The following is a 25439-nucleotide window of genomic DNA, read 5'->3' as shown; positions in this document are numbered from 1 at the left end:
AATTTAAAAATGGTTTTGTTTTAAAAAGAAAGGGATATTTACAAATGATAGATAACTTTTTGGGAGGTGCTTTACATGCTAAAAGTAGACCGTACTACTACAACACCTGATGCATATCGTCAACAGCAATATTATGCAGGAACACATTTAGCTTATTATCCTGATTTATCCAAAGAACGTGCTACAACTATTACAAAGTTTGAAAACGGCATTTTTAAACGTTATTTGGAAAAACAGAATGGTCAGCGCGAATTAGTTTCATTTTCGACGACAAGAGAAAAGCAATTATTGGAGTTGCGTGAAGAACATCGAAATCGTGAAGAATTACTTCAACGTCTGAATTATGCGAGTGGTGTTCATTATAGTGTGCAACCAAACTTCCTGTAATTCATTTAGCATTAAAAAAGAGAGGAAATGTTAAAAGTTAAAAACTTTTAAGATTCCCTCTCTTTTTATGATTATTTTTTTGCTGATGCAATAATTTTTATCACTTTTTCAACTACATCGAATGGCAAGTGGTTTCCACATTTATGATAATCTACTGTTACTACTAGCTGTGCGCCTTCCATTCCGAAGCCTACTGCTCGACCAAATTCCATCGATTGCTCTACAATTTGCGCGCCATTTGTATTGGCTGTGCCTTCCTCCGAGAGGATAATCGATACGGTTTGCTGCTTTTCTTTAATTGACAGCACACCTGCCTCCATTGCCCATACCTTCATACGTGCAATGCGCATGAGTCGCTCCGTTTCTACTGGTAGATCCCCAAAACGGTCCTGTAATTCATCAATTATTTCTAAATAATCCTCAATGCGCTCCATTGCTTTAATTCGTTTATACATCTGGATTTTTTGAAAGCCATCCGGAATATATGCGTCTGGTATATACGCATCAATGTGCAGCATAATTTCAATTTCCTGCTTCTCTTCTTTTTTCACACCACTGCGACGTTCTTCCACCGCTTCTTCCAGCATTTGTGAGTACAGATCAAAACCGATGGAATCAATGAACCCATGCTGCTGCGCACCGAGTAAATTTCCTGCCCCACGAATTGATAAATCACGCATTGCTATTTTAAAACCTGAACCAAGTTCCGTGAATTCCTTAACTGCCTGTAAACGCTGCTCTGCTACCTCTGTCAGTACTTTATCGTGTTCATACATAAAGTAGGCATAGGCAATACGATTCGATCGACCAACACGTCCACGCAGCTGATATAGCTGAGAAAGACCCATTCGATCTGCATCATGTACAATTAATGTATTTACGTTTGGAATATCAACGCCTGTTTCGATAATTGTTGTCGTTACTAAAACATCAAATTCCCCTTCAATAAACGCTAAAATAACGGATTCAAGCTTTGCTTCCGTCATTTGCCCATGTGCAAAAGCAACCCGCGCATCAGGAACAAGCATTTGAATCTCCTCTACACGTCTTGTAATATCTTCTACTCGATTGTATAAATAAAAGACTTGCCCTCCACGCGCCATTTCACGCTCAATTGCTTCGCGAATGAGCGCACCATTATGCTCCATTACATAGGTCTGTACAGGGAAACGGTTTTGCGGCGGTGTTTCAATTACGGATAAGTCACGAACCCCAACCATGGACATATGGAGTGTACGTGGAATCGGTGTAGCCGTAAGTGTCAACACATCGACATTAGTCCGTAGCTGTTTAATTTTCTCTTTATGAGTAACACCAAAACGCTGCTCCTCATCGACAATAAGTAAACCAAGATCCTGATACACTACATCTTTCGATAAGATACGATGTGTACCTATAACTATATCAACGATTCCTTCCCGTAAACCTTTTAATGTGTCCGTTTGTTGCTTTTTAGTACGGAATCGACTTAATAGCCCAACATTAATTGCATATTCCTCAAAGCGCTTCGATATTGTTTCATAATGTTGCTGTGCCAAAATCGTTGTTGGCACTAAAAAGGCTACCTGTTTGCCATCTAAAATTGCTTTAAATGCAGCGCGAATCGCAACTTCAGTTTTCCCATAACCTACATCTCCACAAACAAGGCGGTCCATCGGGCGTTCACGTTCCATATCTTTTTTCACTTCAGCGATTGTACGCAGTTGATCTTCTGTTTCTTCATAAGGGAAGGCTGCCTCAAAACCACGCTGTTCATCGGAATCAGGTGAAAATGCAAAACCTTTTTCTGCTTCACGCTTTGCATAAAGCTTAATTAAGTCGTCTGCTATATCTTGTACAGCATTCGAAACTTTAGTGCGCGTCTTTTTCCATTCAGTCCCGCCCAGTTTATGAAGCTTAGGCTCCTTTTCACCTGATGGCACATAACGCTGAATGAGTTCAATTTGATCAACAGGCACATATAATTTATCATCTTCACGGTAGCGAACATGTAAATAATCCTGATGAGTCCCATTTACAACGAGTGTTTCAATACCGATATATTTCCCGATTCCGTGATGTACATGGACAACATAGTCTCCAGGTTTAATTTCGGTATAGGATTTAATTCTCTCCGCATTTGTCATTTGCTGCGGACGTGATTTTTTCTTTGCCTGTTGTTTAAACAGTTCATCATCTGTAACAACTGCTATTTTTTGTAGTGGGAGCTCAAAGCCTGATGACAATGCTGTGTTCACTAAATAAATACCCGGTGCATCTGAGTAACCAATTGTTGATGCTATATGATAGTCGTCCAATAAATTTTGCATAGCTTTTATGCGATTTTCGGAATTAGCCGTAAACAGAACAACAAATTTTTCATGGGTCCAACGTTCAATCTCATTTTGTAATAATGCAATCTGTCCATGGAATTGTTGCATTGGCTTGCATGAAAAATTAATCGTCTTCTTAAGCGTGACACCTGCAAATGTACGTGTAAATAACGCAAAATACACCTTTTGCTGATTTAACATGGCAAGTAGTTCTTTCATCGAATGGGAAGGCTTTACTTCATGAAGCATTTTCCCTTCTTCGATTAACGAAATAAACCAGCCACTCTCCTCACGTTCCCATGCTTCCATTACTTCTTGTATTCGTCCTAGTTCATCAAAAAGAACGAGGCCATCTTGCATGAAGTAATCACCTAGAAAATGAGGCTTCTCAAATAGTAACGAGCCATATTTTGCAATATGATCCGGTAAATGACCATGACGAAGCATTTCAATATCCTGTGTGATATTTTGCATAAGTAGTTCCTGTGTTTCTTGCTTACGAACCTTCTTTAAGCTTGCTGCCAGAGATACTTCTAGGCGATCTGCAAGAATGATTCGTTCGTCTTTTGTAAGAATTAATTCCGTTGCAGGCAAGATTTTAATATCATTTAATTTCTCAATAGAACGCTGATTGTCAGCCGAAAATGTACGGATTGAATCTACTTCTGTATCAAATAATTCAATTCGAATTGGATTTTGCGCATATGGTGGGTAGATGTCCAAAATCCCTCCGCGCATGGCAAACTCCCCAGGGGTAGTTACCATTTCACTTCTCGTATAGCCCATTTCCACAAGTTTATTTAACCACTGACTAATGTCGACATCCTCACCTAAAGATGTTGAAAGCTCGTGTCCAAGCCAGTCTTGCGGGGCATTTAACATCCTGCGCATTCCTGCGGCTGGAATGATATAAATACCGCGCTCTTTATTTACTAATCTTCCTAAAGTCGCAATACGCTGTGCACGAAGCTCTGGAGAAGAAATTGTCATATTCGCTGCGATAAATTCTTCCGCAGGATAATAATGAACATGTTCCTCACCGACTAATGCACTTAAATCATCGACCAATTTCTGTGCCTGCAGCAAATTGGAGGATACGATATAAATGGATTTGTTCGTTTCCTGGTAAATCGTATGAATTAAAGCCGGCCTCGCACTACCGGTCAACCCTGTTATGAGGTAGTCATTCGCTAAATTCTTGGCTATTTGCTCTATAACATTATCAATCTGTTTATCTTTTTTTAATAACTGATGAATCGTATCCACGTATAGTCCCCTTCCTCTATTTTAAGTAAGTGGATATAGAAACGGAAAAAGCCTTGGCGCACTGTATGCGACCAAAGCAACTCCTTTACTGTAACCATTTTTTAAGCGCATAATAATCTGGGAACTGACGCAAGGAATCTTCACAGTGCTCACAAATACTATGAATTGTCGTTTCTCCACGCTCGTTTTTTTCAAGATAATCATCTATTTCACCTATTTCAAATAAATGAAGTTTTTGAATTGTCTCTTCCGCCTCAAAAGGTAAAGTACCAATCTCTACCTTACAATGTCTACATAGGTAGCGTACAGGCATCTCCCATGGCCTCCTTTAAAACACTTATGTATGTTAAAGTATAGCCATCATTTAATTAATTTATGCGCCGTTGAATTTGTTCATCACTTCCAAAAATGGCTTTGTTAATGCTGTTTCAATTGCATCACAACTCTTATCAATAGCATCTTTTACTATAGGCTGATCATCTTTTGAAAACTTCGATAATACATAATCAGCCACTTTCATGCCTGCAGGAGGACGATTCACACCGACACGGATTCGATTAAATTCTTGTGTACCTAAATGCTGTATTAAAGATTTAATCCCATTATGACCACCAGCGCTTCCCTTGCTGCGTAATCTTAGTTTACCCGTTTCTAAATCTAAATCATCATAAATAACAATAATATCTTCAATTTCTATATCAAAATAATCCATTAAAGGTCTTACACTTTCTCCTGATAAATTCATATATGTTAATGGCTTCAATAAAATGACTTTTCCTTCAGGACGATGAACCGTTGCATACATGCCATTAAATTTTGTCTGGTTTAATGGTGCATTCCACCGATTTGCTAATTCATCAATCACATCAAAACCTATATTATGACGTGTATGTTCATATGGTTTCCCTGGATTCCCTAATCCAATAATTAATTTCACTAGTAATCGCATCCTTTTTCTCTAATCGCCTTTATTTTATCACACATTCTCTTAGAACGTATGCATCACCGATTAGTATGGCGCTAACGAACTATCTCTTTTTTTCCTCACCATATACAGCACGAAAAAGCCTACCGCTGCTAGAAAACGTACAACTGTCGATAAATACATTGCTACTTCCATCGTATATGCTTCGAGGAGCCAAATGCCGATTTGAGGGGAAGTAAATGCTATAGTGGCAAGTAACACATTATAAGTCGTAATACAATAAGTACGCACTTCCTGTGGTGAGTTTTCCAGCAATAAATTAAACAATATTAATACAGTTCCTGAAACGAATAACCCTGAAATCAATGACATTACTACTAAATAATAAAGGTTTGTCGATAAAACCATTAGTAAAGGTGCTGTCGACATGCCAAAGGCTACCCAGACGAATACATACATATTGCCATATTTTTGAGACCACTTCCGCCATAATGAAAAGGAGAATATTTGTGCCGACATATTCGCTACATTGAACATACTAATCCAAAAAATAGTTGCTCCTGCATAACGTACATTATAAATATTAAAAAGTCCCCATGCCATTTGCCAACCAAAGTTAAAAATAAGGGCAACAATTAAAAACAATACATACTTATTATTTTTAAAAATGGACCAATCCATCGCACGCTTCTTTTCCAAACTTAGTTCTCGTACAGGCTCATTGTGTTTTAATAAAAAATAGAGCTCTACAATCCCAACAACAAAAGTAAACATAAATAAGATTTGATAAGCTATTTGATTAGCCGTCATATCTTTCATAACAACGCCAATAGTGAGTGTGACAATTAAGCCTACAATTGTTAACAATCTGTTACGATCACTGAAAAACTGTGCCCTGCGTGTTTCCTCGATAATATTCCCGATAAAAGATTGCCACCCCATATTAGCCATCGTATTCGGTACACTCATCGCAGCAATTAATGCTAAAAGCAGCCATGAACCAAAGCTTCCAGGCACATAACTAACAAATGCAATTAGCAAAAATACAAAGCGCGCGGCTAATACAGAAAAAGCAACAAGCCTTTTTTGTTCAATAGACCGATTCAGTAAAATGGCGGCAGGTAATGTCATTAGTAATGTAATGAGTGGTGGTAAAGAACTAATTAACCCCACCTGATAATTTGTTGCACCGAGAATGGTCATAGCAAATATTGGAATATAGCTATTTGAAGTATTTTGTGCAACGGCAGAAGCCATTCCATGATAAATACTCATCTTTTCATTATGTGTTCTCATAAATCCCTCTGATTTTTCTTAATATTTACGCATCTTCATATTATTATACTGATTTTCTTTCGGATGTCGAAGCTTTTTTGAAGCAAAAAAAAAGCCACCCTATAGGGCGACTTTTTTAAATGCTAATCTTCTCTACCTGGTTTTTCAGGTGTTAATTTTTCTCCCGTTGCTTCAACATCATCGGCTGTAACATTTTCTGCATCTGCATTAACATCTTCAACTGGTGCCGCTGGTGGTGTTACCGTTGCTAATGTATAATCGTCATCTTGTACTATTGAAAATCCTGTAAACTGATCACGAACATTACCCACAGATAACGTATCACCAACTTCTAATCCGGATACATCAATTTCTACAGTATCTGGAATATCGCTTGGATTTACTTTCACTTTTAATGTATGATTCGGTTGAGTTAACACTCCACCTTCCTTCACACCAACTGAAGTTCCTATAAATGCTACAGGAACATCTACTTCAAGCTCTTCTTTCATATTGATAGCAAGGAAGTCAACGTGTTTTACAAGACCTTTAATTGCATCACGTTGGATATCAGTAAGTACTGCATTTACTCTTTTCCCGTCTACTTCAATTTTAAACACGCTTGCTGTACCATATGTTTGAACTACCTTTGCCGTTTCTCTATAATCTAACGAAATCGGCGTTGTATTTGTTTCGTAGCCATATAGCACACCTGCTAACTGACCATCTTTTCTAAGTTGGGTTAATGTCGAACGTTTCCCAGTATTGCGCTTTTTTGCTTTTAAAACTGCAGTCATATTCCATCGTCCCCCTTAAGTAGTTATACAATAGTTTATTTACCCTGCATTTGTAGAAATTAAACATATTAATAATCTGACTTTTTAAAAAATTAATAGTTATATCTCAATCAAAAAAGAAAAACAGCCCAGGGAATAATATCCCTGAGCTGTCCAAATTTTATTAATCAAATAATGTACTAACTGATTTATTTTCATAAACACGAGAGATTGCATCTGCCATTAATTTAGCAACAGATAATTGCTTAACTTTTGGAGAAATTTTATCTTCGCTTAATTGAATGGTATTTGTTACAACCAACTCTTTAATTGAAGAATTTTCAATACGCTCAATTGCTGGACCAGATAATACTGGGTGAGAACAGCAAGCATAAACTTCTTTTGCACCACTCTTAATTAATGCCTCTGCACCAATCGTAATTGTACCTGCCGTATCAATAATATCATCGATTAAAATACATACTTTACCTTCTACATTACCAACAATGTTCATAACTTCCGCTACATTCGGCTTTGGACGACGTTTATCAATAATGGCAATTGGAGCTTTTAAGCGCTCAGCCATTTTACGAGCACGTGTTACTCCACCATGGTCTGGAGAAACGATTACTAATTCCTCTTCTTTAAATCCTTTAGAACCGAAATGTTCAGCAAGTAGTGGTACTGCCACTAAATGGTCAATTAAAATATCGAAGAAACCTTGAATTTGAGGTGCGTGTAAATCTAATACGATTACACGAGTTGCACCGGCAGTCTCGAGAAGATTTGCTACTAATTTAGCAGTAATTGGTTCACGCGCTTTTGCTTTACGGTCTTGACGTGCATAGCCATAGTAAGGCATAACAACGTTTACCGTGCGAGCAGATGCACGTTTAACAGCATCAATCATAATTAAAAGTTCCATTAAATGTTCATTAACAGGAGCAGAAGTAGATTGAACGATAAATACATCCATTCCTCGAATACTTTCTTCAATGCTAATTTGGACTTCTCCATCACTGAAGTGTTTTACAGATGATTTCCCTAGTTCTACACCCATTTCATCAGCAATCTCTTTTGCAAGGGGATTGTTTGAATTTAATGAGAAGATTTTTAATTTTGAGTCAGCGTATTGATACGGCATGATGGCCTCCTGTATTTTAAATAATTTTATTTTGAATTTAATTTACTCATATAGCCTAGCTTATTTTCCTGACGAGCACGTGCAATCGCTAATGCATCTTCTGGAACTTCTTTTGTAATTGTTGAGCCAGCTGCAATAAATGACCCTTTTTTCAAAGTTACCGGGGCAACTAAATTTGAATTGCATCCAATAAATACATCGTCTTCAATAATTGTCTTATATTTATTTTTACCATCATAGTTCACAGTAATAGAACCACAACCAATATTTACATTGCTGCCTACTTCTGCATCACCAATATAACTTAAGTGGGACACTTTTGTATCATCACCTAGCGTGCTTTTCTTAACTTCCACAAAGTTACCAATTTTTACATGGTTTCCTAATGACGATTCCGGACGTAAATGCGCAAATGGACCAACTGCCGTTTCATCACCCACTTGGCTATTTAGCACAACTGAACTGTGAATCGTAGTTTTATTTCCAATTTGGCTATCAACGATGTGGCTGTTCGGACCAATTTTGCAGTCTTCCCCAATTACCGTTTTACCTTCAATAATTACACCAGGTAAAATAACAGAGTCACTGCCAATAATCGCATCTGCACTAATATGTGTAGTTGCCGGATTAATAATCGTTACACCATTTCTCATATGACGTTCATTAATACGAGCTCGCATTAACTCTTCAGCTTGAGACAGCGCAAAGCGATCATTAACACCCAGCGTTTCATCAAAGCTATCTGTCACATGTGCTGCAACAATTTCACCTTGCTTTTGAAGGATTTCAATGACATCCGGTAAATAGTATTCACCCTGTGCATTTTCATTTTTCACTTGCTTTAGGGCCTCAAATAACGCTTCATTATCAAAGCAGTAAGTACCTGTATTTATTTCTTTTACAAGCTGTTGCTCCTGTGTTGCATCTTTTTGCTCAACAATTTGAGAAACCTGACCATCTTCGTTACGTAAAATACGTCCGTAGCCGGTAGGGTTATCTGTAACCGCTGTCAAAATAGTAGCTTTTGCATTTTCTGAAGCATGGTGATCTAGTAATGCTTGCATTGTTTCAGGACGAATTAAAGGCGTATCTCCACATACTACAAGTGTAGTTCCAGTAAGTCCTTTTAAAATAGGCTCTGCTTGCTGAACAGCGTGTGCAGTACCAAGTTGCTCTGCTTGTAAAACATACTCACTTTTATTTCCAAGTGTTTCTTGAACAAGCTCTGCACCATGTCCTACAACAGTCACGACGCGTTCAACATCGAGAGAACCAATATGGTCGATTACATGTTCTACCATTGGTTTTCCACATACTGGGTGAAGCACTTTATATAATTTGGACTTCATTCGTGTACCTTGACCAGCAGCCAAGACAACTGCATAAATATTTGTCATATTACAAGTCCTCCATTTTCAGCTCATTTTCTCTTATGACTATATAGTAAATTCACAATCTTTTCAAGGTATTCAGACTTGACAAAAGTTTGAAATCACATATTTAAATGCGATTAAAATATATAATTATTATGGCTTTTTCGACATTATTCCCTTTTTTTCTGTTATAGAACATTTTTATCAAAAAAATAAAAAAAGAGCCTCCTCAAATGAGTGACCCCTTAGTTTTATTATTAAACATTTGCTTCTTCCAATTCCATAGCATCGCCCTGATTTTCATCAGCCGAAGCATGGAATGCCTCTAAAACGATGTCCTGGATTTTATTACGTGTATTCGAATTGATTGGGTGTGCGATATCCCGGAATTCACCATCTGGTGTTCTTTTACTTGGCATCGCTACAAATAAACCAGTATTTCCATCAATTACACGAATATCATGAATAACAAATTCATCATCTAGTGTAATTGATGCAATTGCGCGCATACGTCCATCTGTTTGAACACGTCGTAATCTTACGTCTGTTATTTCCATTATGAATTCTCCCCCTATACTTAGGTGCTTCATTTTGTAATACTGAAAAAAAGGGAATTTCTTCTCTTCCATTCATTTAATCACTTAAATTGCACCTTTTATCATAGAATACAATAGAATGTAATTTTTTTCTATCTACAATTTTTATAATTGTTAAAATAAACAAAATATTCTGCGTTTTATTTATTATTTTGTAATAATTCAACGAAAAAATCTATAATAATATTTATAAAATAGAAAAACCTACACCCTTTTCTATAGTAAAGGTGTAGGCTGTATTATTATTTAACTAACGCTATAACTTCAATTTCAACTTGTACATCTTTCGGAAGCCGCGCAACTTCTACTGCCGACCGTGCTGGTTTATGATCGCCAAAATGACTTGCATACACTTCATTCATTGCAGCAAAATCATTCATGTCTTTCATAAATACTGTTGTTTTTACAACCTGATTTAAAGACGAACCTGCAGCAGCCAAAACTGCCTTTAAGTTTTCAAATACTTGATGTGTCTGTACTTCAATATCGCCTTCTACTAGTTCCCCTGATGCTGTAAGTGGGATTTGACCTGAAGAGTAAAACATATTATTTACGACGATCCCTTGTGCATATGGTCCGATTGCTGCAGGTGCATTTGTTGTTGATACTGTTTTCATACTAATTTCTCCCCTTTTGAAAAAAATTACCTTCACTTAATGCAATAGTGCGATCTTTCTCATTTACTTCTTGTAGCTTTACTAATGAATAATAGTCTCCTACTAGTGTTTCATCTGCATGTTCTGCTTCGACTAAGACAGCAATACCTGCAAGTTCACAATCAAATTCTTCTAGTAAGTTTTTCATTCCATTCATCGTACCTCCGACTTTCATAAAATCATCGGTAATTAATACGCGCTGGCCGCTTTTCATACTACGCTTAGATAAAACCATAGTTTGAATACGACGGGAAGATCCTGATACATAATTTATACTTACAGTTGAACCCTCTGTTACTTTGCTGTCACGACGGACTACGACTACAGGCACATTTAAATGTCTTGCAATCGCATGGGCAATTGAAATACCCTTTGTTGCAACTGTCATGATGACATCAATTTTTTGGTCACCAAATGCACTCGCAAATACTTTCCCTACACGATTCATCAACTCAGGATTTCCCAATAAATCCGTCATAAACAAATACCCACCAGGAAGTAGACGATCTGATTGGCTTAATTCAGCAATTAATTCCCTAGTAATTTGACGAACTTCATGTTCCGCCATTCTAGGAATATATTTAACACCACCTGCTGCGCCAGGTACGGTTGTCAATAACCCGATTCCTTTTTCTTCAAATGTTTCCTTTACAATTGTTAAATCTTCACTAATCGAAGACTTTGCAGAACTGTAAAGCTCAGAAAAATAAGTTAGCGGGATCAACTGATGTGGATGCTCAAGTAAATAATAAGTCATATCTACAAGGCGTTCACTACGCTTCCATTTCATGCGACCCTCTCCTAAACATTAATAATTAAAATACGAATATTTAATAGTCAAATTACCATAATTATACGTATTTATGCAAGTGGATTACGTTCCCCTAACATACGAACTACATATACTTCCTCACAAAAACCTCTTAATCCATTGTAAATGCGACTAACACGTGCTTCATTTTCGACTAGGCCAAACACTGTCGGACCACTGCCACTCATCAGTACGGCATCAGCACCAAAGCGTTGCATCTGCTCTTTAATCGTAATTACTTCTGGATGTAATTTAAATGTTACAGTTTCCAAAACATTTCCAAGCGACTGGCACATTAATTCATAATCATCCGTCTCAATAGCTTTTATCATTTGTTTTGTATTTGGATGATTTAAACCTTCAATATTTAATCCACCATATACATCTGCAGTAGAAACGCCAATTTTCGGCTTTGCTAATACAACCCAACAAGTTGGGGGTGCTGTTAGTTCCTGAATTTTTTCTCCGCGCCCAGTTGCTAGGGCCGTACCACCGTATACACAGAACGATACATCGGAACCAATTTTCGAACCTAGTTCAGCTAGCTCGTCTAAAGATAAATTTAAATTCCAAAGCTCATTTAAACCGCGCAACGTAGCAGCTGCATCGCTACTTCCGCCAGCTAAACCTGCCGCAATTGGAATTTGTTTTTCAATTGAAATGTCGACGCCTTCTTTAATATCGTATGTACTTTTAATTAGCTCAGCCGCTTGATAAGCGAAATTACGTTGGTCATCCGGCACAAAATTATCGGCCGAGATAATTTTAATTTGTCCGTCTTTACGCGTCTCGAGTCCAATCCGGTCAGCTAAATCAACCGTAGTCATAACCATCTCTACTTCATGATAATTATCTGGACGCTTATAAAGCACATCGAGTGTTAAATTAATTTTAGCGGGTGCTTTTACATACAACATTGAAAATTCCTCCTACTAGATAAGGCACGCAATTTTAATTACGTAATCAATTTATTAATATACCTATTTTAACATACGACGTGCTTGAGCAATGTACTAAAGTAGATACTTTTTACGCATATTTCAACTTATAAAAAGAACACCCTCGCAAGGATTACCTTGCTTAAGGGTGTCACTTTTCGTCAACTTACTTTTGGTTGTTCTGCGAGTTCTGTTTGGCTAAGTTATTCTCGGCCATTTCAATTGCACGCTTTACCATGTTTCCTGCATCACGGGATTTAATACCGCCCCAACCCTCACGTTCCACTACGTCATAAAATCCAAGTTCTTTTGCAATCTCTTCCTTTAGACGGCTAGACATGATTTTTTGTTTCGCCATGCAAAAAACCTCCCTTTTCGTTGACGCACTTAGCATGTGTAAAAAATAAAAAAACACTCATATAAAATGAGCGCTTTTTTAAAAAATATTAAAATAAGTACTAGAAAAACTATTTGATGGTAGCAACAGCATCATCTAAAAAAGTAATCTCTACTGCTTCAGTAAGTATATCTGTGTAACTGTAAGAGACGCGTTTATTCGCATTATCCTCTTGCTTTAGTTCGATAACGAACACTGCGTGATAAGTATCACTTAAGACACCCTCACATTCAATCGTTTTCTTGCGGCCTCCATTTGCTTTTAATTGCAAACGTTTACCCAAGTGACTATCTAATGATTTTTTAATGTCTGCTAACGTTTTTGGCATTTTTGCATACACCTCACTATAAACCAGTTTAACACAGTGTATTTTAAATGTCAATAAAATATAATATTTTATCACCGCTATTCGAAGCCGTCAACTTTTTTCTGAAGTTTTTCTGAAGTTTTTTCAACTCTACATTCACATTATTGTCGAACACAAAAGGCTGGATGTAAGCAATCTGATAATTTTCCAAATTCTTGAATACTCAACGTTTCGCCACGGCGACTTGGATCAATCCCCGCTTCTGCTAGAGCTTGAATAATGAGCTCTTTATTTTGTTTCCCATTTACAAGTCCGTTTTGTAAATTATTTAAAATCGTTTTGCGACGTTGTGCAAACGATGCACGAGAAACTTCGAATAAAAAGTCTTCATCAATGACTTTAACTGGCGGTGTTTCATGTTTTATAAGTCGAATAACCGCAGAATCTACATTAGGCTGTGGCATGAATACCGTCTTCGGTACAATCATGGCAATTTCTGCAGTTACGTAATATTGAATTGCAATGGATAATGAACCATACGCTTTCGTACCTGGTTTTGCGGTAATACGGTCCGCTACTTCCTTCTGCATCATGACCACAAAGCCACGAATAGGTAAACGATCATTCAAAAGTTTCATTAAAATTGGTGTTGTAACGTAATAAGGTAAATTTGCTACAACCATTATATCTTCAATGCCCGGCATTTCCTCAGCAATTACTTGTTCTACATCTGCTTTTAAAATGTCTGAATGAACAATTTTTACATTATTATAAGGGCTGAGCGTATCTTCCAATACTGGCAACAGTCGTTGGTCAATCTCAAACGATACAACCTTCTTGGCTTCCCGCGCTAAATGCTCTGTTAATGCACCAATACCAGGACCGACTTCAATCGCCCCACTATTTTCTGTTAAATTCGCATGGCTAACAATGTTTCGTAAAATATTGGGATCTATTAAAAAGTTCTGTCCTAAACTTTTTTTAAATGAAAATCCGTACTTCTCTAAAATTTCCTTAGTACGTACCGGTGTGGCAATGTCTTTATACATGCATATCCTCCTGATCTAATTGCAAAATGGCTTCTGCGAATTGCTCGATTGAAATCTGAAACATCATTAATCGTTTATGCAATTGCTTCCCGTTTGTCATTCCTATATTTAAAATTTCCCCTAACTGTTCACGTCGCTTTTTCGATTGGGGGTGACCTATCAGTTTGGCTATCATTAAATCTTCCAATGTAATTTTCTCATCAATTTGTGATTCAGCTAATGTATATACATTACTTAATGCTTCACGAATATCTTCATCACTCGCATGCTCAACCCCTAAACCTTTGCCGTTTTTTGCAATGGTTTTTGCCTTTGCTAAAAATGCATGTTTTACTCCGGGGATACGCTCTTCAATAATGGCACGAATTCGGCGTCCAGGGTAATCCGGGTCAGTAAAAACGATGACGCCTCGTTTCTTTTGCGCATGTGCAATTCTACGTAATACTTCATCCGAAATTGCTGAGCCATTTGTTTCAATTGTATCTGCACCTGTCGCACGCTTAATTGCAGTTGTATCATCTTTTCCTTCGACAACAATAATCTCTTGAATATCCAAGAAATGTTCCTCTTTTCTAACATAGTCTTTCGCTATTTTACCATAGAATGCGTTTTGTTACTTCTGTACTTACTATTTGAGCTAAAGCACATATCCCCCGTACAACTCTGAATCCTACATTTGATTATTTCCAATACAGCGAAAAAAGCTTCCTCGCTATCAGTCAAAAAGCGAGAAAGCTACTATACATTTTGGAATAATATTTTATAGAATATACTTTATCTCTACTAATCCAAACCCCTATATTGAAAATTACTGTAAAACTTCCAAAAAGCCAAGAGCTGTGGCGACTAACAGATGATAAGAATATTCTTTAACAAACACATTTCTATTTGTTTAATTTACGGGATATTATTTTAATACTTTAAGACGTACTTTTTTACGTCCCCAGTTATATGCCTCAGATTTTGTTGGTACTAAAACGTCAATCTTATTACCTTTAATAGCTCCACCTGTATCTGCAGCTACCGCGTTACCATAGCCCTCAACCCAAACTTTTGTGCCTAATGGGATAATACGAGGATCCACCGCAATAACCTTCATATCTGGATTTGCGCGCAGGTTAAGACCAGCTGCTGATATACCTGAGCAGCCTGTGCAGTGTGGTGTATATGCAGTTGCTTCAACATAAAACTCTTTTCCTGACTTCGGTTCACTAGAACGTGATACTTTTGCAGTTACAACTTTTGTACCTACTGATAAAACCTTTGTTTTCGGTTGGTCAATTATTTTTTCAGAAGCTACCTTTTTAGATACAACTTTACCGTTTTCTTTCACGATATTATACGTACGCTCGACTTTACCTTTTTTACCTTCTGTTACAACTTTCTCTTTACCCTTCAATAACGAAGAATCGTTTTTTCTTTCAATTGGGAAATCTACTGATTCCTCCACTACATCGGTAACCTTTTCTACGCGAACAACTGCGATTTTATCATTCGGAGTGATAACGTCCTCCAAATTTTTATCGACACGATCCGATTCACCTAGTTGAATCTCTTGTTGTTTTAAAAAGTTAGCGACCGTAGTCGAAGTGGACCATACTTGTCTCTCTTTTGTGCCATCGACAAGCGTTAACTGAAACGCCTTTTGAATATCGATTTTGTTATCGGCTCCTACTTCTGTATCTAAGCTTTGTGATACAAGATCCTGCTCTGTTACTTCAATATTTGCTTCTTCCAAAATGTTCTTCACTACTTTTTCAGTTGTCCAAACTTTTGACTGATTTCCATCAACTGAAATTACTATTTCTTTTGCCTGTTCCCATTCGATTGACATTCCACTATCAATCTTGGTGCTCAGTGAGGGTGATACTTTATCATAATTAGTTAAATCTATATTTTGAGCTGTAAGTAGCTCATCAACCGTAGTTGCGTGTGTGTATAATTTTGATGTCTCACCGTTTGCAATAAGCGTAACGGGAGTTTTCGTTCCATGATAAAGAACGAATGCAATTACAGATACAAACAGGACTACCGATAAAACCCGAATTCCTGTTTGCTTACTCCTCAATGATCCTAAGAACTGGCTTTTCATGGATTGATTTGACATGAAAATAACGCCTCCTTAATACAAAGTTGGATTATACGCGACTACTTTTCGTACTGTCAATAGAAATGAATTTTTGTAAAATTGGGTGTTTTATTTAAACTCGTGACACAACTAGTATTGGAGACGTATTAAAACTTTAATCAATTCCAAATAAAAAATAATCCAAATAAGTATTCCATCAATTTGATAAATATTTTTTTGGATTATTTATTTTGCAATTTTACTTCATGGTTATTAATCAATTTTAAAAAAGCGCTTTGCATTTTCAGTCGTTTTTAAGGCAACTTCTTCCACTGGTAATTCCTTAAGTCGTGCAATTTCCTCCGCGACTAAAGTAACGTACGCAGGTTCGTTTCGTTTCCCTCTGTAAGGATGAGGTGCTAAATACGGAGCATCTGTTTCTATTAATAGGTGTTCCAATGGTATTTCAGTGGCTACTTCTTTTGGCTGACGCGCATTTTTAAATGTTACAGGTCCTCCTAAACTAATCATAAAGTTCATGTCTATGCATTCACGGGCAGTTTCAACACTCCCACCAAAACAATGCATAATACCACCCACAGCTGCTGCATCTTCTTCATGTAAAATGCGAACAACATCTCCTGTTGCATCACGGTTATGAATAATAATTGGCAAATTAAGTTTTTTTGCTAGTTGGATTTGCTTTCGGAACCAGTACTGTTGGATATCTTTCGGTGATTTATCCCAATAATAATCCAGTCCTGTTTCACCAATCCCAACTACTTTAGGATGTTTTGCAAGTTGTTCAATCCAATTTAAGTATTCATCTGTACAATCTATTGCATCTACTGGATGCCAACCAATCACGGCATAAATAAAATCAAACTCTTCTATAAGTTGCATCGCTCGTTCTATTGTTTTTTTATCAAAGCCGATAACAACCATTTTTTCTATTTTTGCAGCAATTGCTCGGTCAATTACCTCATGTAAATCTTCCTCATACTGATCTGCGTTTAAATGGACATGTGTATCGATATATGTGCTCATCATCATTTCTCCTATCGTGTATTGTACTCAGTGAACATATTTCTTAGTTTTCAGTATTATTACATTCAAATTACAAAAATAAAACCCCTTGTTATATTACCTGTTCAAAAATAGTAATTATAATTCCAAATAACTATAGAATTAACTATTTCTCTCAACAAAATATTATATCAATATACTTTATAGCGGATTAAAATACAAAAGCCTGTTGAACATCATTCGTCCAACAGACTCCATTTAAATCACTTCACTTGTGCACCGTTTGCCAATTTAGGATCGACAGTTGCCAATGTTAATATGCCATCGTGCGAGCCCGCTAAAATCATACCTTGAGATAATTCTCCACGCAATGTAACCGGTTTTAAATTTGCTACTACAATTACTTTTTTACCAACCAATTCTTCTGGTTTATAATGCTCAGCAATACCTGAAACAACTTGACGTTGCTCATAACCTAAGTCCACTTTTAACTTTAGCAGCTTCTTCGCTTTTGCAACCGGTTCACAAGCTAATACTGTCGCAACTCTTAAATCAATTTTCATGAAATCGTCTATTGAAATTTCTTCTGTATTAGGTGCTTCTACACTTGTAGATTCTTCTTGTTCTGTTGTTTTTACAGAGCCTTGCATTTGTTCACGAATATAGCCCACTTCAATTTCCGCATCTAAACGTGGGAAAATTGGTGTTCCTTTTTCTACCACTTTAATGTTTCCTGGAATAACATTGCCGAATGTTTCAATTGTGTCCCATGCTAATAATTTATCATCTAGTCCTAATTGCTCCATAATTTGCTTTGGTGCATTTGTCATAAACGGTTGAATCAGCACTGCAATATGACGTAAACTTTCTGCTAAATTATTCATTACAGCAGCTAACTTATTTCTATCCGCCTCGTCTTTTGCCAATACCCAAGGAGATGTTTCATCAATATACTTATTTGTACGTGATACAAGTGACCAAATCTCCGAAAGTACGACACTAAATTGCATTTTTTCCATACTTTCTTCATATCTAATACGTACACTTTCAGCATGTGATTTTAAAGCTGCATCAAATTCCGTTTCCTGTAAGTTTTCAGTAGGAATTTCTCCATCAAAATACTTGTTCATCATTGAAACAGTTCGATTTAAAAGATTTCCTAAGTCATTTGCTAAATCAAAGTTTGTACGTTCCACAAATGATTCTGGTGAGAAGACACCATCTTGACCAAATGGCAATTCACGTAATAAGAAATAGCGTGTCGCATCTAGACCATATCGCTCGATTAACATTTCTGGATAGACAACGTTTCCTTTAGATTTCGACATCTTGCCATCCTTCATCATAATGAAACCGTGTGCAAAAATCTTTTTCGGTAAAGGCAACTCCAAGGCCATTAGGAAGATCGGCCAATAAATCGTATGGAATCGCACGATATCTTTACCTACTACATGGACATCGGCTGGCCAGTATTTATTGAACAACTCTTCATTGTCAGAACCATACCCTAATGAAGTAATGTAGTTCGATAAAGCATCTACCCAAACATAAATAACATGTTTCGGATTTCCTGGTACTTTAATACCCCAGTCGAATGATGTTCGAGAAACCGATAAATCTTCCAATCCCGGTTTAATGAAGTTATTAATCATTTCATTTTTTCGAGATTCAGGTTCTATAAATTCTAAATTATCCTCATAATAAGCAAGTAATCGATCTGCATACTTTTTCATATTAAAGAAGTAAGATTCTTCATTTACCTTTTGAACACCCCGACCACAATCCGGGCACTTTCCGTCCATTAATTGCGTCTCAGTATAGTAAGATTCACAAGGCACACAATATAACCCTTCGTATTCACCTATATAAATATCGCCATTATCCAAAAACTTTTGGAAAATCTTTTCGACTGCATCAACATGGCGCTTTTCAGTAGTTTGAATAAAGTCATTATAGGAAATATCCATAGTATCCCATAATTTCTTTGCACTCTCTGCAATTTCGTTTACGTAATCTTGTGGGTGCATACCAGACTCTTGCGCTTTTTCCTGTATTTTTTGACCGTGTTCGTCCATACCTGTTAAAAAGCGTACATCAAAACCTTTTAAACGCTTATACCGCGCTATTGCATCTGATGCAACCGTTGTATAGGCGGTACCGATGTGAAACTTACCGCTTGGATAATAAATTGGGGTTGTTATATAAAATGTTTGTTGTTCACTCACGAAAGTGCCTCCATTTGTTTGTTAAGTATAATCTTTATTCTAACCAAGTACGAAACTTGTTTCAATGAAAGTTTATCGGAATCCCAACATGTCGAAAAATCAACACACAAAATTGGGAATTTCTTAAAGCTTTTTGACTATTGCAAAAAATTTTTGGTAAATATTTTTCATATCTGCACATTATAGTACAAATATGACAAAAAAGTTTCTCAAACGAAGAAATTATGAATGCTAATTAATTGACGTTTATGGTATTAGTTGGTATGATTCTAAATAGACAAGGTAAATGTCGAATTTTGACGAAATTTAAATAAGTTAATTAAGAATATAGGAGGAAATATTAATTATGAAATCAACAGGTATCGTACGTAAAGTAGACGAATTAGGTCGTGTGGTAATTCCAATTGAATTGCGCCGTACATTAGGTATTGCAGAAAAGGATGCTTTAGAAATCTACGTAGACGACGACAAAATTATCTTAAAAAAATATATGCCTAACATGACATGTGCAGTAACTGGTGAAGTTTCTGATGAAAACATGCGCTTAGTAGGCGGTAAATTAATCTTGTCTTCTGAAGGTGCAGAAGCATTAATGAAAGAAATCCAATCAAACCTAAAAAAGTAAGTGAATAAAAATTTTCTAAGTAAATGATACTTTTCTAATATAAAGTATTATTTTACCAAACGAAAAAAGCATTGAAAAGTAAGATGACTTTTCAATGCTTTTTTTATTGATGATATGCTTGATATACATCGCGTTTAGGTAAATTGCGTAATTTAGCTACTTCTTTAATTGCTTCTTTTGAAGAAACTTTCGTTTCCTCTATTATATAAAAGACATGTTCTTCTAAAGACATGTTTGTCCAATAGCTTTCTTCCTCATCTTCTATTTCATCAGCAGTGTTACCTTCCAAAACAATACAAAATTCCCCTCGAATTTCATTTTCGCTTGCCCACACTATCGCTTCCTCTATAGTCCCACGTAAAAACTCTTCAAATTTCTTTGTTAGTTCACGTGCCAATGTAATTTGACGATTTCCTAAAACAAGCTGTAAATCTTTCAAAGTTTCCTTTAAACGATGAGGTGCTTCATAAAAAATTAGCGTTTCTTGTCGTTTCGATAATTTATCCAGTTGCTCTCGACGTTCCTTTTTATTCCGTTTTAAAAAACCAAAGAAATAAAAGGGCTGAGGGGATAAGCCTGATGCAATCAAGGCGGTCAATGCTGCATTTGCCCCTGGGATAGGTACGACAGCAAAATCTTCGGCAATTGCTTTCACTACAATATCTGCACCAGGATCTGAAATGCACGGTAGACCCGCATCACTTACTAATGCGATGGATTTCCCTTCACGCAAATAGCCCAATAACTTCTCCCCACCTACTTCTATATTATGCTCATGATAACTGATAAGCGGTGTTTGTATATCATAGTAATTACATAGCTTTTTCGTATTTCGCGTATCTTCTGCAGCAATAATATCCACTTCTTTTAGAATTCGTAATGCTCGCATAGTCATATCTTCTAAATTGCCAATTGGTGTGGCTACTAAGTACAGGCAGCTTCCTTGCTCATGTTGACTACTTTTCTGTGATTTCATCTGAAGCCCTCCTAATATAATCAATTTTTTGAGAACGTTTAAGTTGTTTGAATGCATATTCAGCCGACATCGCTTGTTCCTTTGTTGTAAAGGTTTCATAGTAAATACATTTTACAGGACCTCGTGCGCGCGTATATTTAGCACCTTTACCTGCATTATGGGCAGCAATACGCTTCTCTAGATTGTTTGTATAACCTGCATAGAATGATGTATCTTTGCACTCTAACACATAAAAATAATGTTTATTTTCCTTCTCCATATAAAAGTGCCCTCACTTCTGCCGTATATTCGTTATCATCCTTATATACGTATAATGGAGGAAGAATTTTCAAATCAGGCTTACCATCTTTTATCGCTTCGATTAATAGCGTATTGGCTTCTTTCCCATGTTTCGGATAGACAAATTGAATTCGCTTCGGCTCTAAACGATTTGCCCGCATTGCTGTCACAATATCCAAAAGTCTACCTGGTCTGTGCACAAAAGCCGCCTTGCCACCTTGCTTTAATAAACGGCTTGCCGCTTCTACTGCCTCGTCTAGTGTTAAATGGATTTCATGCCTCGCAATCGCATAATGTTCACTCGTATTTTTTTCACTTAGTTCGTGTGCTAAAAAATACGGCGGATTACATGTAACTACATCGTATTTTTCGATTCCCAATGTTTGTGGTGTTTCCTTTACATCTCCCAATTGCATATCTATTTGATGTGATAAATCATTATAGGCAATGCTGCGAGTTGCCATGTCATGTAATCTAGGTTGCAGTTCTACTCCTGTAATCTTTGCCTTTGTTCGAGCACTCAAAAATAGCGGAATTACTCCATTTCCCGAACAAAGGTCAATTATATGACCTTTACTTTTTGGGATTTGCACAAAGCGTGCTAATAATACTGCATCTAATGAAAACGAAAAGACTGATGGACTTTGAATAATTCTTAAATCTTCAGCAAGCAAATAGTCCAGTCGTTCATCATTCTTTAACCATTGTTCCAAATCACAATCCTCCACATAACTACTATTTATAAATTCTTACCTAAACAAAAGACTGATATCTACTTTTGCAGATTCAGCCTTTTTTTTTTAACCATTTTGTTTATTTAAAAATGATAGACAGAACAAACAATCTTCACTTTTACGCGAGCTACCAAAATGCACATGGCATACGTGGAAACCTTCGTTATAAAGCCTTGCTAAATTATCGTAACCTTCGCCAATATCTACGGGTTCCTTTTTTATCTCTTCAACTTGTTTACTTGCAATCGCTTCATTCGCCAATAGTTCCTCTAAACGCGTACGTAGGTGAAGGTTTTCTGTTTGAAGCGTCTGATGCTCCTCCATCATATGCGCAACAAATTGCTTAAGTGCGCTAAATTGTTGTTGCATTGATTCAAGCTGTTGTTCGAACTCCATAACAGTATCTAAAAAATTACGGTCCTTCACTCAAGCCACCCCATTAATTCTATCTATATCAGATTTTTCTCATACTGCATGAGCTCTTCAAGCGTATATTCAACCATACGCTCCTGCTTCGTTAAATATACTTGAATAAGTCGCTCTAATACATTTAATCCGATGACTTTGCCTTCTCCTTCTGGTGTCATAGATAGATCACCAATGTCGGGCATACCTTCTTTTGCAATTTCATAATCATCATTTTCATATTTTAAGCAGCACATTAAACGTCCGCATAGCCCGGAAATTTTTGTCGGATTTAATGATAAATTTTGATCCTTTGCCATTTTAATTGACACTGGCTCAAAATCTCCTAAAAATGTCGAACAACAAAGCATTCTTCCACAAGGACCTATTCCGCCAAGTAATTTGGCTTCATCACGAACACCTATTTGGCGAAGTTCAATACGTGTACGGAAAACACTAGCTAAATCTTTTACTAGTTCTCGGAAATCTACACGTCCCTCTGCTGTAAAATAAAAAATAATTTTATTACGATCAAATGTATATTCTACGTCCACGAGCTTCATTTCTAACGAATGTTCAATTATTTTCGTATTCGCTAAATCAAAAGCCCGCTTTGACTCAAATGTATTTTCTTCTACTTGAAAACGATCACGCTCATCTGCAGGTCGAACAACTTGCTTTAATGGTAAAACAACGTCATTTTCCCCGACTTGTCGCATGGGCACTACTACCTTGCCATATTCAATTCCGCGTGCAGTTTCTACGATGACATATTCTCCAACATCCAAAATATATGCTGCTGGATCAAAATAATATATTTTACCCGCTTTTTTAAAGCGAACTCCGACTACATTATACAAATGTATACCCCTCCTGAAGATTCAGCATAAGCTGTTCCATCAATAACGTACGATTCATATTACGATTTAAGTTTGTTCGGGCTTGTAATATTGCCTGCATTTGACTCGATAACTTTTCATACGTCAATACTAAAGCCATCTCATTAAATCGTTGATACATATCGGGATACGTAGACACAGCTTGTTGATTTGCTTTAATCGCAACAATATCACGATACGCAAATAACAATAAATCCAGTGCCCGCTCCATTTCTTCTTTCTCTTTAAATAATGGAAGCCATTCTTCATGAAGGAATAATAAAGCTTCATGAATATTTTGATGAACAATCTCTACTAATTTTAACACTGTTTTCCGTGCAAGTACAAACTGCTCATCATTTGCTAGTGCAAAAGCTGTATCAATATCATTCGTTACCATACTTGTTGTCGATGCCATAGATTTTGTAAGCCCTTGTTCTATGAGCTGCTCCATTAAATTAATACGGGGAGCTTTTGCAAATTTAATATGCTGACAACGTGAACGAATTGTAGGAATAATAGATTGAATTTGCTCTGTTAATAAAATTGCCACAACTTGTCCATCTGGCTCTTCTAAAAACTTTAAAAGCATATTGGCAGAGGCAATATTTAATTTGTCTGCATGATGCAGAACATAAATTTTCTTCCCTTCCTCTACACCTGTCATTTTCACTTCAGCAACTAATTCCCGTATTTGATCAATTTTAATAAATTGACCATCTGGCTCTATTTGCCAAATATTCGGATGATTTCCCGAATCAATACGTCTGCAATTTCGACATGTTTCACATGGAACATTTTTTGACAAATTTCCGCAAAGGAGAAGTTTCATAAAAAAAGAGACGACATCTCGTTTGCCCGTACCTTTTTCACCTTCAAAAATATAGGCATGTGCTAAACGATTTTTTTCTACAATGGTTTGTAATTGCTTCATTACTACGGGCTGCAGCTTCGTAAGCTCTTCAATAGTTCGTGTCATTTCCTTCACCTTTTCATTTACTGCTTCTTTTTATTTGAATGGTCCTATGTACAATTCAAACAATTTATCTTCTGCTTGGAAAAAAGCCCGTGTCTAGTGCACAACAAAGACACGGGCATATTTTACATATACAGATTTATTAATAGTCCTTTAATTTCGCCAATTTTCGATAATAGCTCAATGGACTCTTTTTCTTCATTTAAAATATCTTCGGTTAATTCGACAAGTCGCTCATCAATTGTTTCGACAATTTTCAGGCGACGTCCTTCACCAAAGCGATTCCATGTATGGGATTGCTTCATTTCAAGACCATAATCAACGGCTTCTTGTAAAAAGCGTTTAATAAGCATTTTAAAACGTGCCAATTCCCTCAAATTTCGAGAACGGGCTACACGATCACCAGCTGTTGATATATCGCCTAAAAGTCTCGTGAGTTGCTCTGATTGCATTTTTGAACCTTGTTTTACAACCATATCTCCAAAACGATTACCATTTTGGTTTGCTGGACGTAAATCATTACGATTTGCATTCAAATTTACCCGGAGATCCTGATTAATTTTCATTTATCATTCGCCTCCAAAAAGTCAATTATGCCTCGGCATAATTGCATCCGAAATCCGCTTTGCCCTCGAAAGAACATGCTGAATTCGTATATCTACCAGAGGCCTTAATATCTTTCATTCTGTTGAAAGATATTAAAAATGATGGAATTGTTCGATTGGCAATACAAATACAATCGCTCCACCAACTTCAACTTCTACAGGGTACGGGATGTAGGAATCAGCATTCCCTCCCATTGGTGAAACAGGAGCGACCATTTGCTCGCGTGAACGACAGTTTTCACGAATAATTTCTAACAACTTTGGAATTAATGAATCATCCGTACCTATTAAAAATGTCGTATTTCCCGACCGTAAAAAACCACCTGTACTCGCTAATTTTGTTGCCCGATAGTTGTTTTTCGTTAATGCATTGGATAAACGGTTACTATCTTGATCCTGTACTACTGCTACTACTAACTTCATCCGTACT

28 protein-coding genes are annotated in these 25439 nt (G+C 36.7%); 2 read left to right on the top strand and 26 right to left on the bottom strand.

Annotated elements, in window-relative coordinates; all coding sequences use genetic code 11:
* Positions 1 to 75: 75 nt before the first annotated feature.
* A complete protein-coding gene (locus NYE67_RS00390) occupies positions 76 to 387 on the top strand; it encodes a hypothetical protein (RefSeq protein WP_191701721.1) in 312 nt (103 codons plus the stop codon).
* A 71-nt stretch (positions 388 to 458) separates the two neighbouring features.
* On the opposite strand, the gene mfd is transcribed toward NYE67_RS00390, so the two are convergent.
* The 18 genes from mfd to metG all read right to left on the bottom strand — a co-directional run bounded on the left by mfd (position 459) and on the right by metG (position 19531).
* A complete protein-coding gene (gene mfd / locus NYE67_RS00385) occupies positions 459 to 3965 on the bottom strand; it encodes a transcription-repair coupling factor (RefSeq protein WP_340726608.1) in 3507 nt (1168 codons plus the stop codon).
* 85 nt (positions 3966 to 4050) lie between these two features.
* Entirely contained in the window at positions 4051 to 4278 is a 228-nt protein-coding gene (locus NYE67_RS00380; RefSeq protein WP_191701723.1) for an anti-sigma-F factor Fin, read from the bottom strand.
* Positions 4279 to 4338: 60 nt separating this feature from the next.
* Positions 4339 to 4902 (bottom strand): aminoacyl-tRNA hydrolase, encoded by a 564-nt coding sequence (gene pth / locus NYE67_RS00375; RefSeq protein WP_340726607.1) that lies wholly within the window; start codon positions 4900 to 4902, stop codon positions 4339 to 4341.
* Between the two features lie 72 nt (positions 4903 to 4974).
* Complete coding sequence (locus NYE67_RS00370; RefSeq protein ID WP_340728872.1) at positions 4975 to 6186, bottom strand: MFS transporter; 1212 nt, start codon at positions 6184 to 6186, stop codon at positions 4975 to 4977.
* 122 nt (positions 6187 to 6308) lie between these two features.
* Positions 6309 to 6962: a 50S ribosomal protein L25/general stress protein Ctc gene (locus NYE67_RS00365; protein ID WP_340726605.1), complete on the bottom strand. Its 654-nt coding sequence runs from the start codon at positions 6960 to 6962 to the stop codon at positions 6309 to 6311.
* A 163-nt stretch (positions 6963 to 7125) separates the two neighbouring features.
* Entirely contained in the window at positions 7126 to 8085 is a 960-nt protein-coding gene (locus NYE67_RS00360) for a ribose-phosphate diphosphokinase (RefSeq protein ID WP_191701727.1), read from the bottom strand.
* A gap of 26 nt (positions 8086 to 8111) precedes the next feature.
* Entirely contained in the window at positions 8112 to 9482 is a 1371-nt protein-coding gene (glmU, locus tag NYE67_RS00355; RefSeq protein WP_340726604.1) for a bifunctional UDP-N-acetylglucosamine diphosphorylase/glucosamine-1-phosphate N-acetyltransferase GlmU, read from the bottom strand.
* A 233-nt stretch (positions 9483 to 9715) separates the two neighbouring features.
* Positions 9716 to 10015 carry a septation regulator SpoVG gene (gene spoVG / locus NYE67_RS00350; protein WP_340726603.1) on the bottom strand — a complete coding sequence of 100 codons (300 nt, stop codon included), beginning with the start codon at positions 10013 to 10015 and terminating at the stop codon, positions 9716 to 9718.
* A gap of 281 nt (positions 10016 to 10296) precedes the next feature.
* Positions 10297 to 10671 carry a RidA family protein gene (locus NYE67_RS00345; RefSeq protein WP_191701730.1) on the bottom strand — a complete coding sequence of 125 codons (375 nt, stop codon included), beginning with the start codon at positions 10669 to 10671 and terminating at the stop codon, positions 10297 to 10299.
* 1 nt (position 10672) lies between these two features.
* Positions 10673 to 11500 (bottom strand): pur operon repressor, encoded by an 828-nt coding sequence (gene purR / locus NYE67_RS00340; RefSeq protein ID WP_191701731.1) that lies wholly within the window; start codon positions 11498 to 11500, stop codon positions 10673 to 10675.
* 71 nt (positions 11501 to 11571) lie between these two features.
* Complete coding sequence (ispE, locus tag NYE67_RS00335) at positions 11572 to 12438, bottom strand: 4-(cytidine 5'-diphospho)-2-C-methyl-D-erythritol kinase (protein ID WP_191701732.1); 867 nt, start codon at positions 12436 to 12438, stop codon at positions 11572 to 11574.
* A 187-nt stretch (positions 12439 to 12625) separates the two neighbouring features.
* Positions 12626 to 12817, bottom strand: coding sequence for a small, acid-soluble spore protein, alpha/beta type (locus NYE67_RS00330; protein ID WP_191701733.1), 192 nt, complete (start codon positions 12815 to 12817; stop codon positions 12626 to 12628).
* Positions 12818 to 12926: 109 nt separating this feature from the next.
* Complete coding sequence (gene veg, locus NYE67_RS00325) at positions 12927 to 13184, bottom strand: biofilm formation stimulator Veg (RefSeq protein ID WP_191701734.1); 258 nt, start codon at positions 13182 to 13184, stop codon at positions 12927 to 12929.
* Positions 13185 to 13324: 140 nt separating this feature from the next.
* Complete coding sequence (gene rsmA, locus NYE67_RS00320) at positions 13325 to 14212, bottom strand: 16S rRNA (adenine(1518)-N(6)/adenine(1519)-N(6))-dimethyltransferase RsmA (RefSeq protein ID WP_340726601.1); 888 nt, start codon at positions 14210 to 14212, stop codon at positions 13325 to 13327.
* On the bottom strand, positions 14205 to 14768 hold the full coding sequence (rnmV, locus tag NYE67_RS00315) for a ribonuclease M5 (RefSeq protein WP_340726600.1): 564 nt from the start codon (positions 14766 to 14768) through the stop codon (positions 14205 to 14207). The genes rsmA and rnmV overlap by 8 nt, the downstream gene beginning before the upstream one ends.
* A 351-nt stretch (positions 14769 to 15119) precedes the next feature.
* The gene (locus NYE67_RS00310; protein WP_340726599.1) at positions 15120 to 16319 is read right to left on the bottom strand and encodes a ubiquitin-like domain-containing protein; all 1200 of its coding nucleotides are present in this window, start codon (positions 16317 to 16319) and stop codon (positions 15120 to 15122) included.
* Between the two features lie 234 nt (positions 16320 to 16553).
* Positions 16554 to 17327 carry a TatD family hydrolase gene (locus NYE67_RS00305; RefSeq protein ID WP_340726598.1) on the bottom strand — a complete coding sequence of 258 codons (774 nt, stop codon included), beginning with the start codon at positions 17325 to 17327 and terminating at the stop codon, positions 16554 to 16556.
* A 242-nt stretch (positions 17328 to 17569) separates the two neighbouring features.
* Positions 17570 to 19531, bottom strand: coding sequence for a methionine--tRNA ligase (gene metG / locus NYE67_RS00300; RefSeq protein ID WP_340728871.1), 1962 nt, complete (start codon positions 19529 to 19531; stop codon positions 17570 to 17572).
* 346 nt (positions 19532 to 19877) lie between these two features.
* Here metG and NYE67_RS00295 point away from each other — a divergent pair, with 346 nt between their 5' ends.
* Positions 19878 to 20156 carry an AbrB/MazE/SpoVT family DNA-binding domain-containing protein gene (locus tag NYE67_RS00295; protein ID WP_191701740.1) on the top strand — a complete coding sequence of 93 codons (279 nt, stop codon included), beginning with the start codon at positions 19878 to 19880 and terminating at the stop codon, positions 20154 to 20156.
* 103 nt (positions 20157 to 20259) lie between these two features.
* Here NYE67_RS00295 and rsmI read toward each other — a convergent pair whose 3' ends face one another.
* The 8 genes from rsmI to NYE67_RS00255 all read right to left on the bottom strand — a co-directional run bounded on the left by rsmI (position 20260) and on the right by NYE67_RS00255 (position 25432).
* Positions 20260 to 21132 (bottom strand): 16S rRNA (cytidine(1402)-2'-O)-methyltransferase, encoded by an 873-nt coding sequence (gene rsmI / locus NYE67_RS00290; protein ID WP_340726596.1) that lies wholly within the window; start codon positions 21130 to 21132, stop codon positions 20260 to 20262.
* Positions 21113 to 21391 carry a GIY-YIG nuclease family protein gene (locus tag NYE67_RS00285; RefSeq protein WP_191701742.1) on the bottom strand — a complete coding sequence of 93 codons (279 nt, stop codon included), beginning with the start codon at positions 21389 to 21391 and terminating at the stop codon, positions 21113 to 21115. The genes rsmI and NYE67_RS00285 overlap by 20 nt, the downstream gene beginning before the upstream one ends.
* A complete protein-coding gene (locus tag NYE67_RS00280; protein ID WP_340726595.1) occupies positions 21375 to 22124 on the bottom strand; it encodes a tRNA1(Val) (adenine(37)-N6)-methyltransferase in 750 nt (249 codons plus the stop codon). The genes NYE67_RS00285 and NYE67_RS00280 overlap by 17 nt, the downstream gene beginning before the upstream one ends.
* Positions 22125 to 22211: 87 nt before the next feature.
* Positions 22212 to 22571 carry a DNA replication initiation control protein YabA gene (gene yabA, locus NYE67_RS00275; protein WP_340726594.1) on the bottom strand — a complete coding sequence of 120 codons (360 nt, stop codon included), beginning with the start codon at positions 22569 to 22571 and terminating at the stop codon, positions 22212 to 22214.
* A 23-nt stretch (positions 22572 to 22594) separates the two neighbouring features.
* The gene (locus NYE67_RS00270; protein WP_191701745.1) at positions 22595 to 23410 is read right to left on the bottom strand and encodes a PSP1 domain-containing protein; all 816 of its coding nucleotides are present in this window, start codon (positions 23408 to 23410) and stop codon (positions 22595 to 22597) included.
* Positions 23403 to 24407, bottom strand: coding sequence for a DNA polymerase III subunit delta' (holB, locus tag NYE67_RS00265; RefSeq protein ID WP_340728870.1), 1005 nt, complete (start codon positions 24405 to 24407; stop codon positions 23403 to 23405). Before holB ends, NYE67_RS00270 begins: the two co-directional genes overlap by 8 nt.
* 122 nt (positions 24408 to 24529) lie before the next feature.
* Positions 24530 to 24970, bottom strand: coding sequence for a YaaR family protein (locus tag NYE67_RS00260; protein WP_191701747.1), 441 nt, complete (start codon positions 24968 to 24970; stop codon positions 24530 to 24532).
* Positions 24971 to 25102: 132 nt separating this feature from the next.
* Positions 25103 to 25432: a cyclic-di-AMP receptor gene (locus tag NYE67_RS00255; protein ID WP_191701748.1), complete on the bottom strand. Its 330-nt coding sequence runs from the start codon at positions 25430 to 25432 to the stop codon at positions 25103 to 25105.
* Positions 25433 to 25439 lie beyond the last annotated feature (7 nt).

Origin of the sequence: Solibacillus sp. FSL W8-0474 (assembly GCF_038004065.1) — a bacterium.
Lineage (GTDB): Bacteria > Bacillota > Bacilli > Bacillales_A > Planococcaceae > Solibacillus > Solibacillus faecavium.
This window is presented reverse-complemented; position numbering and strand designations above follow the sequence as displayed.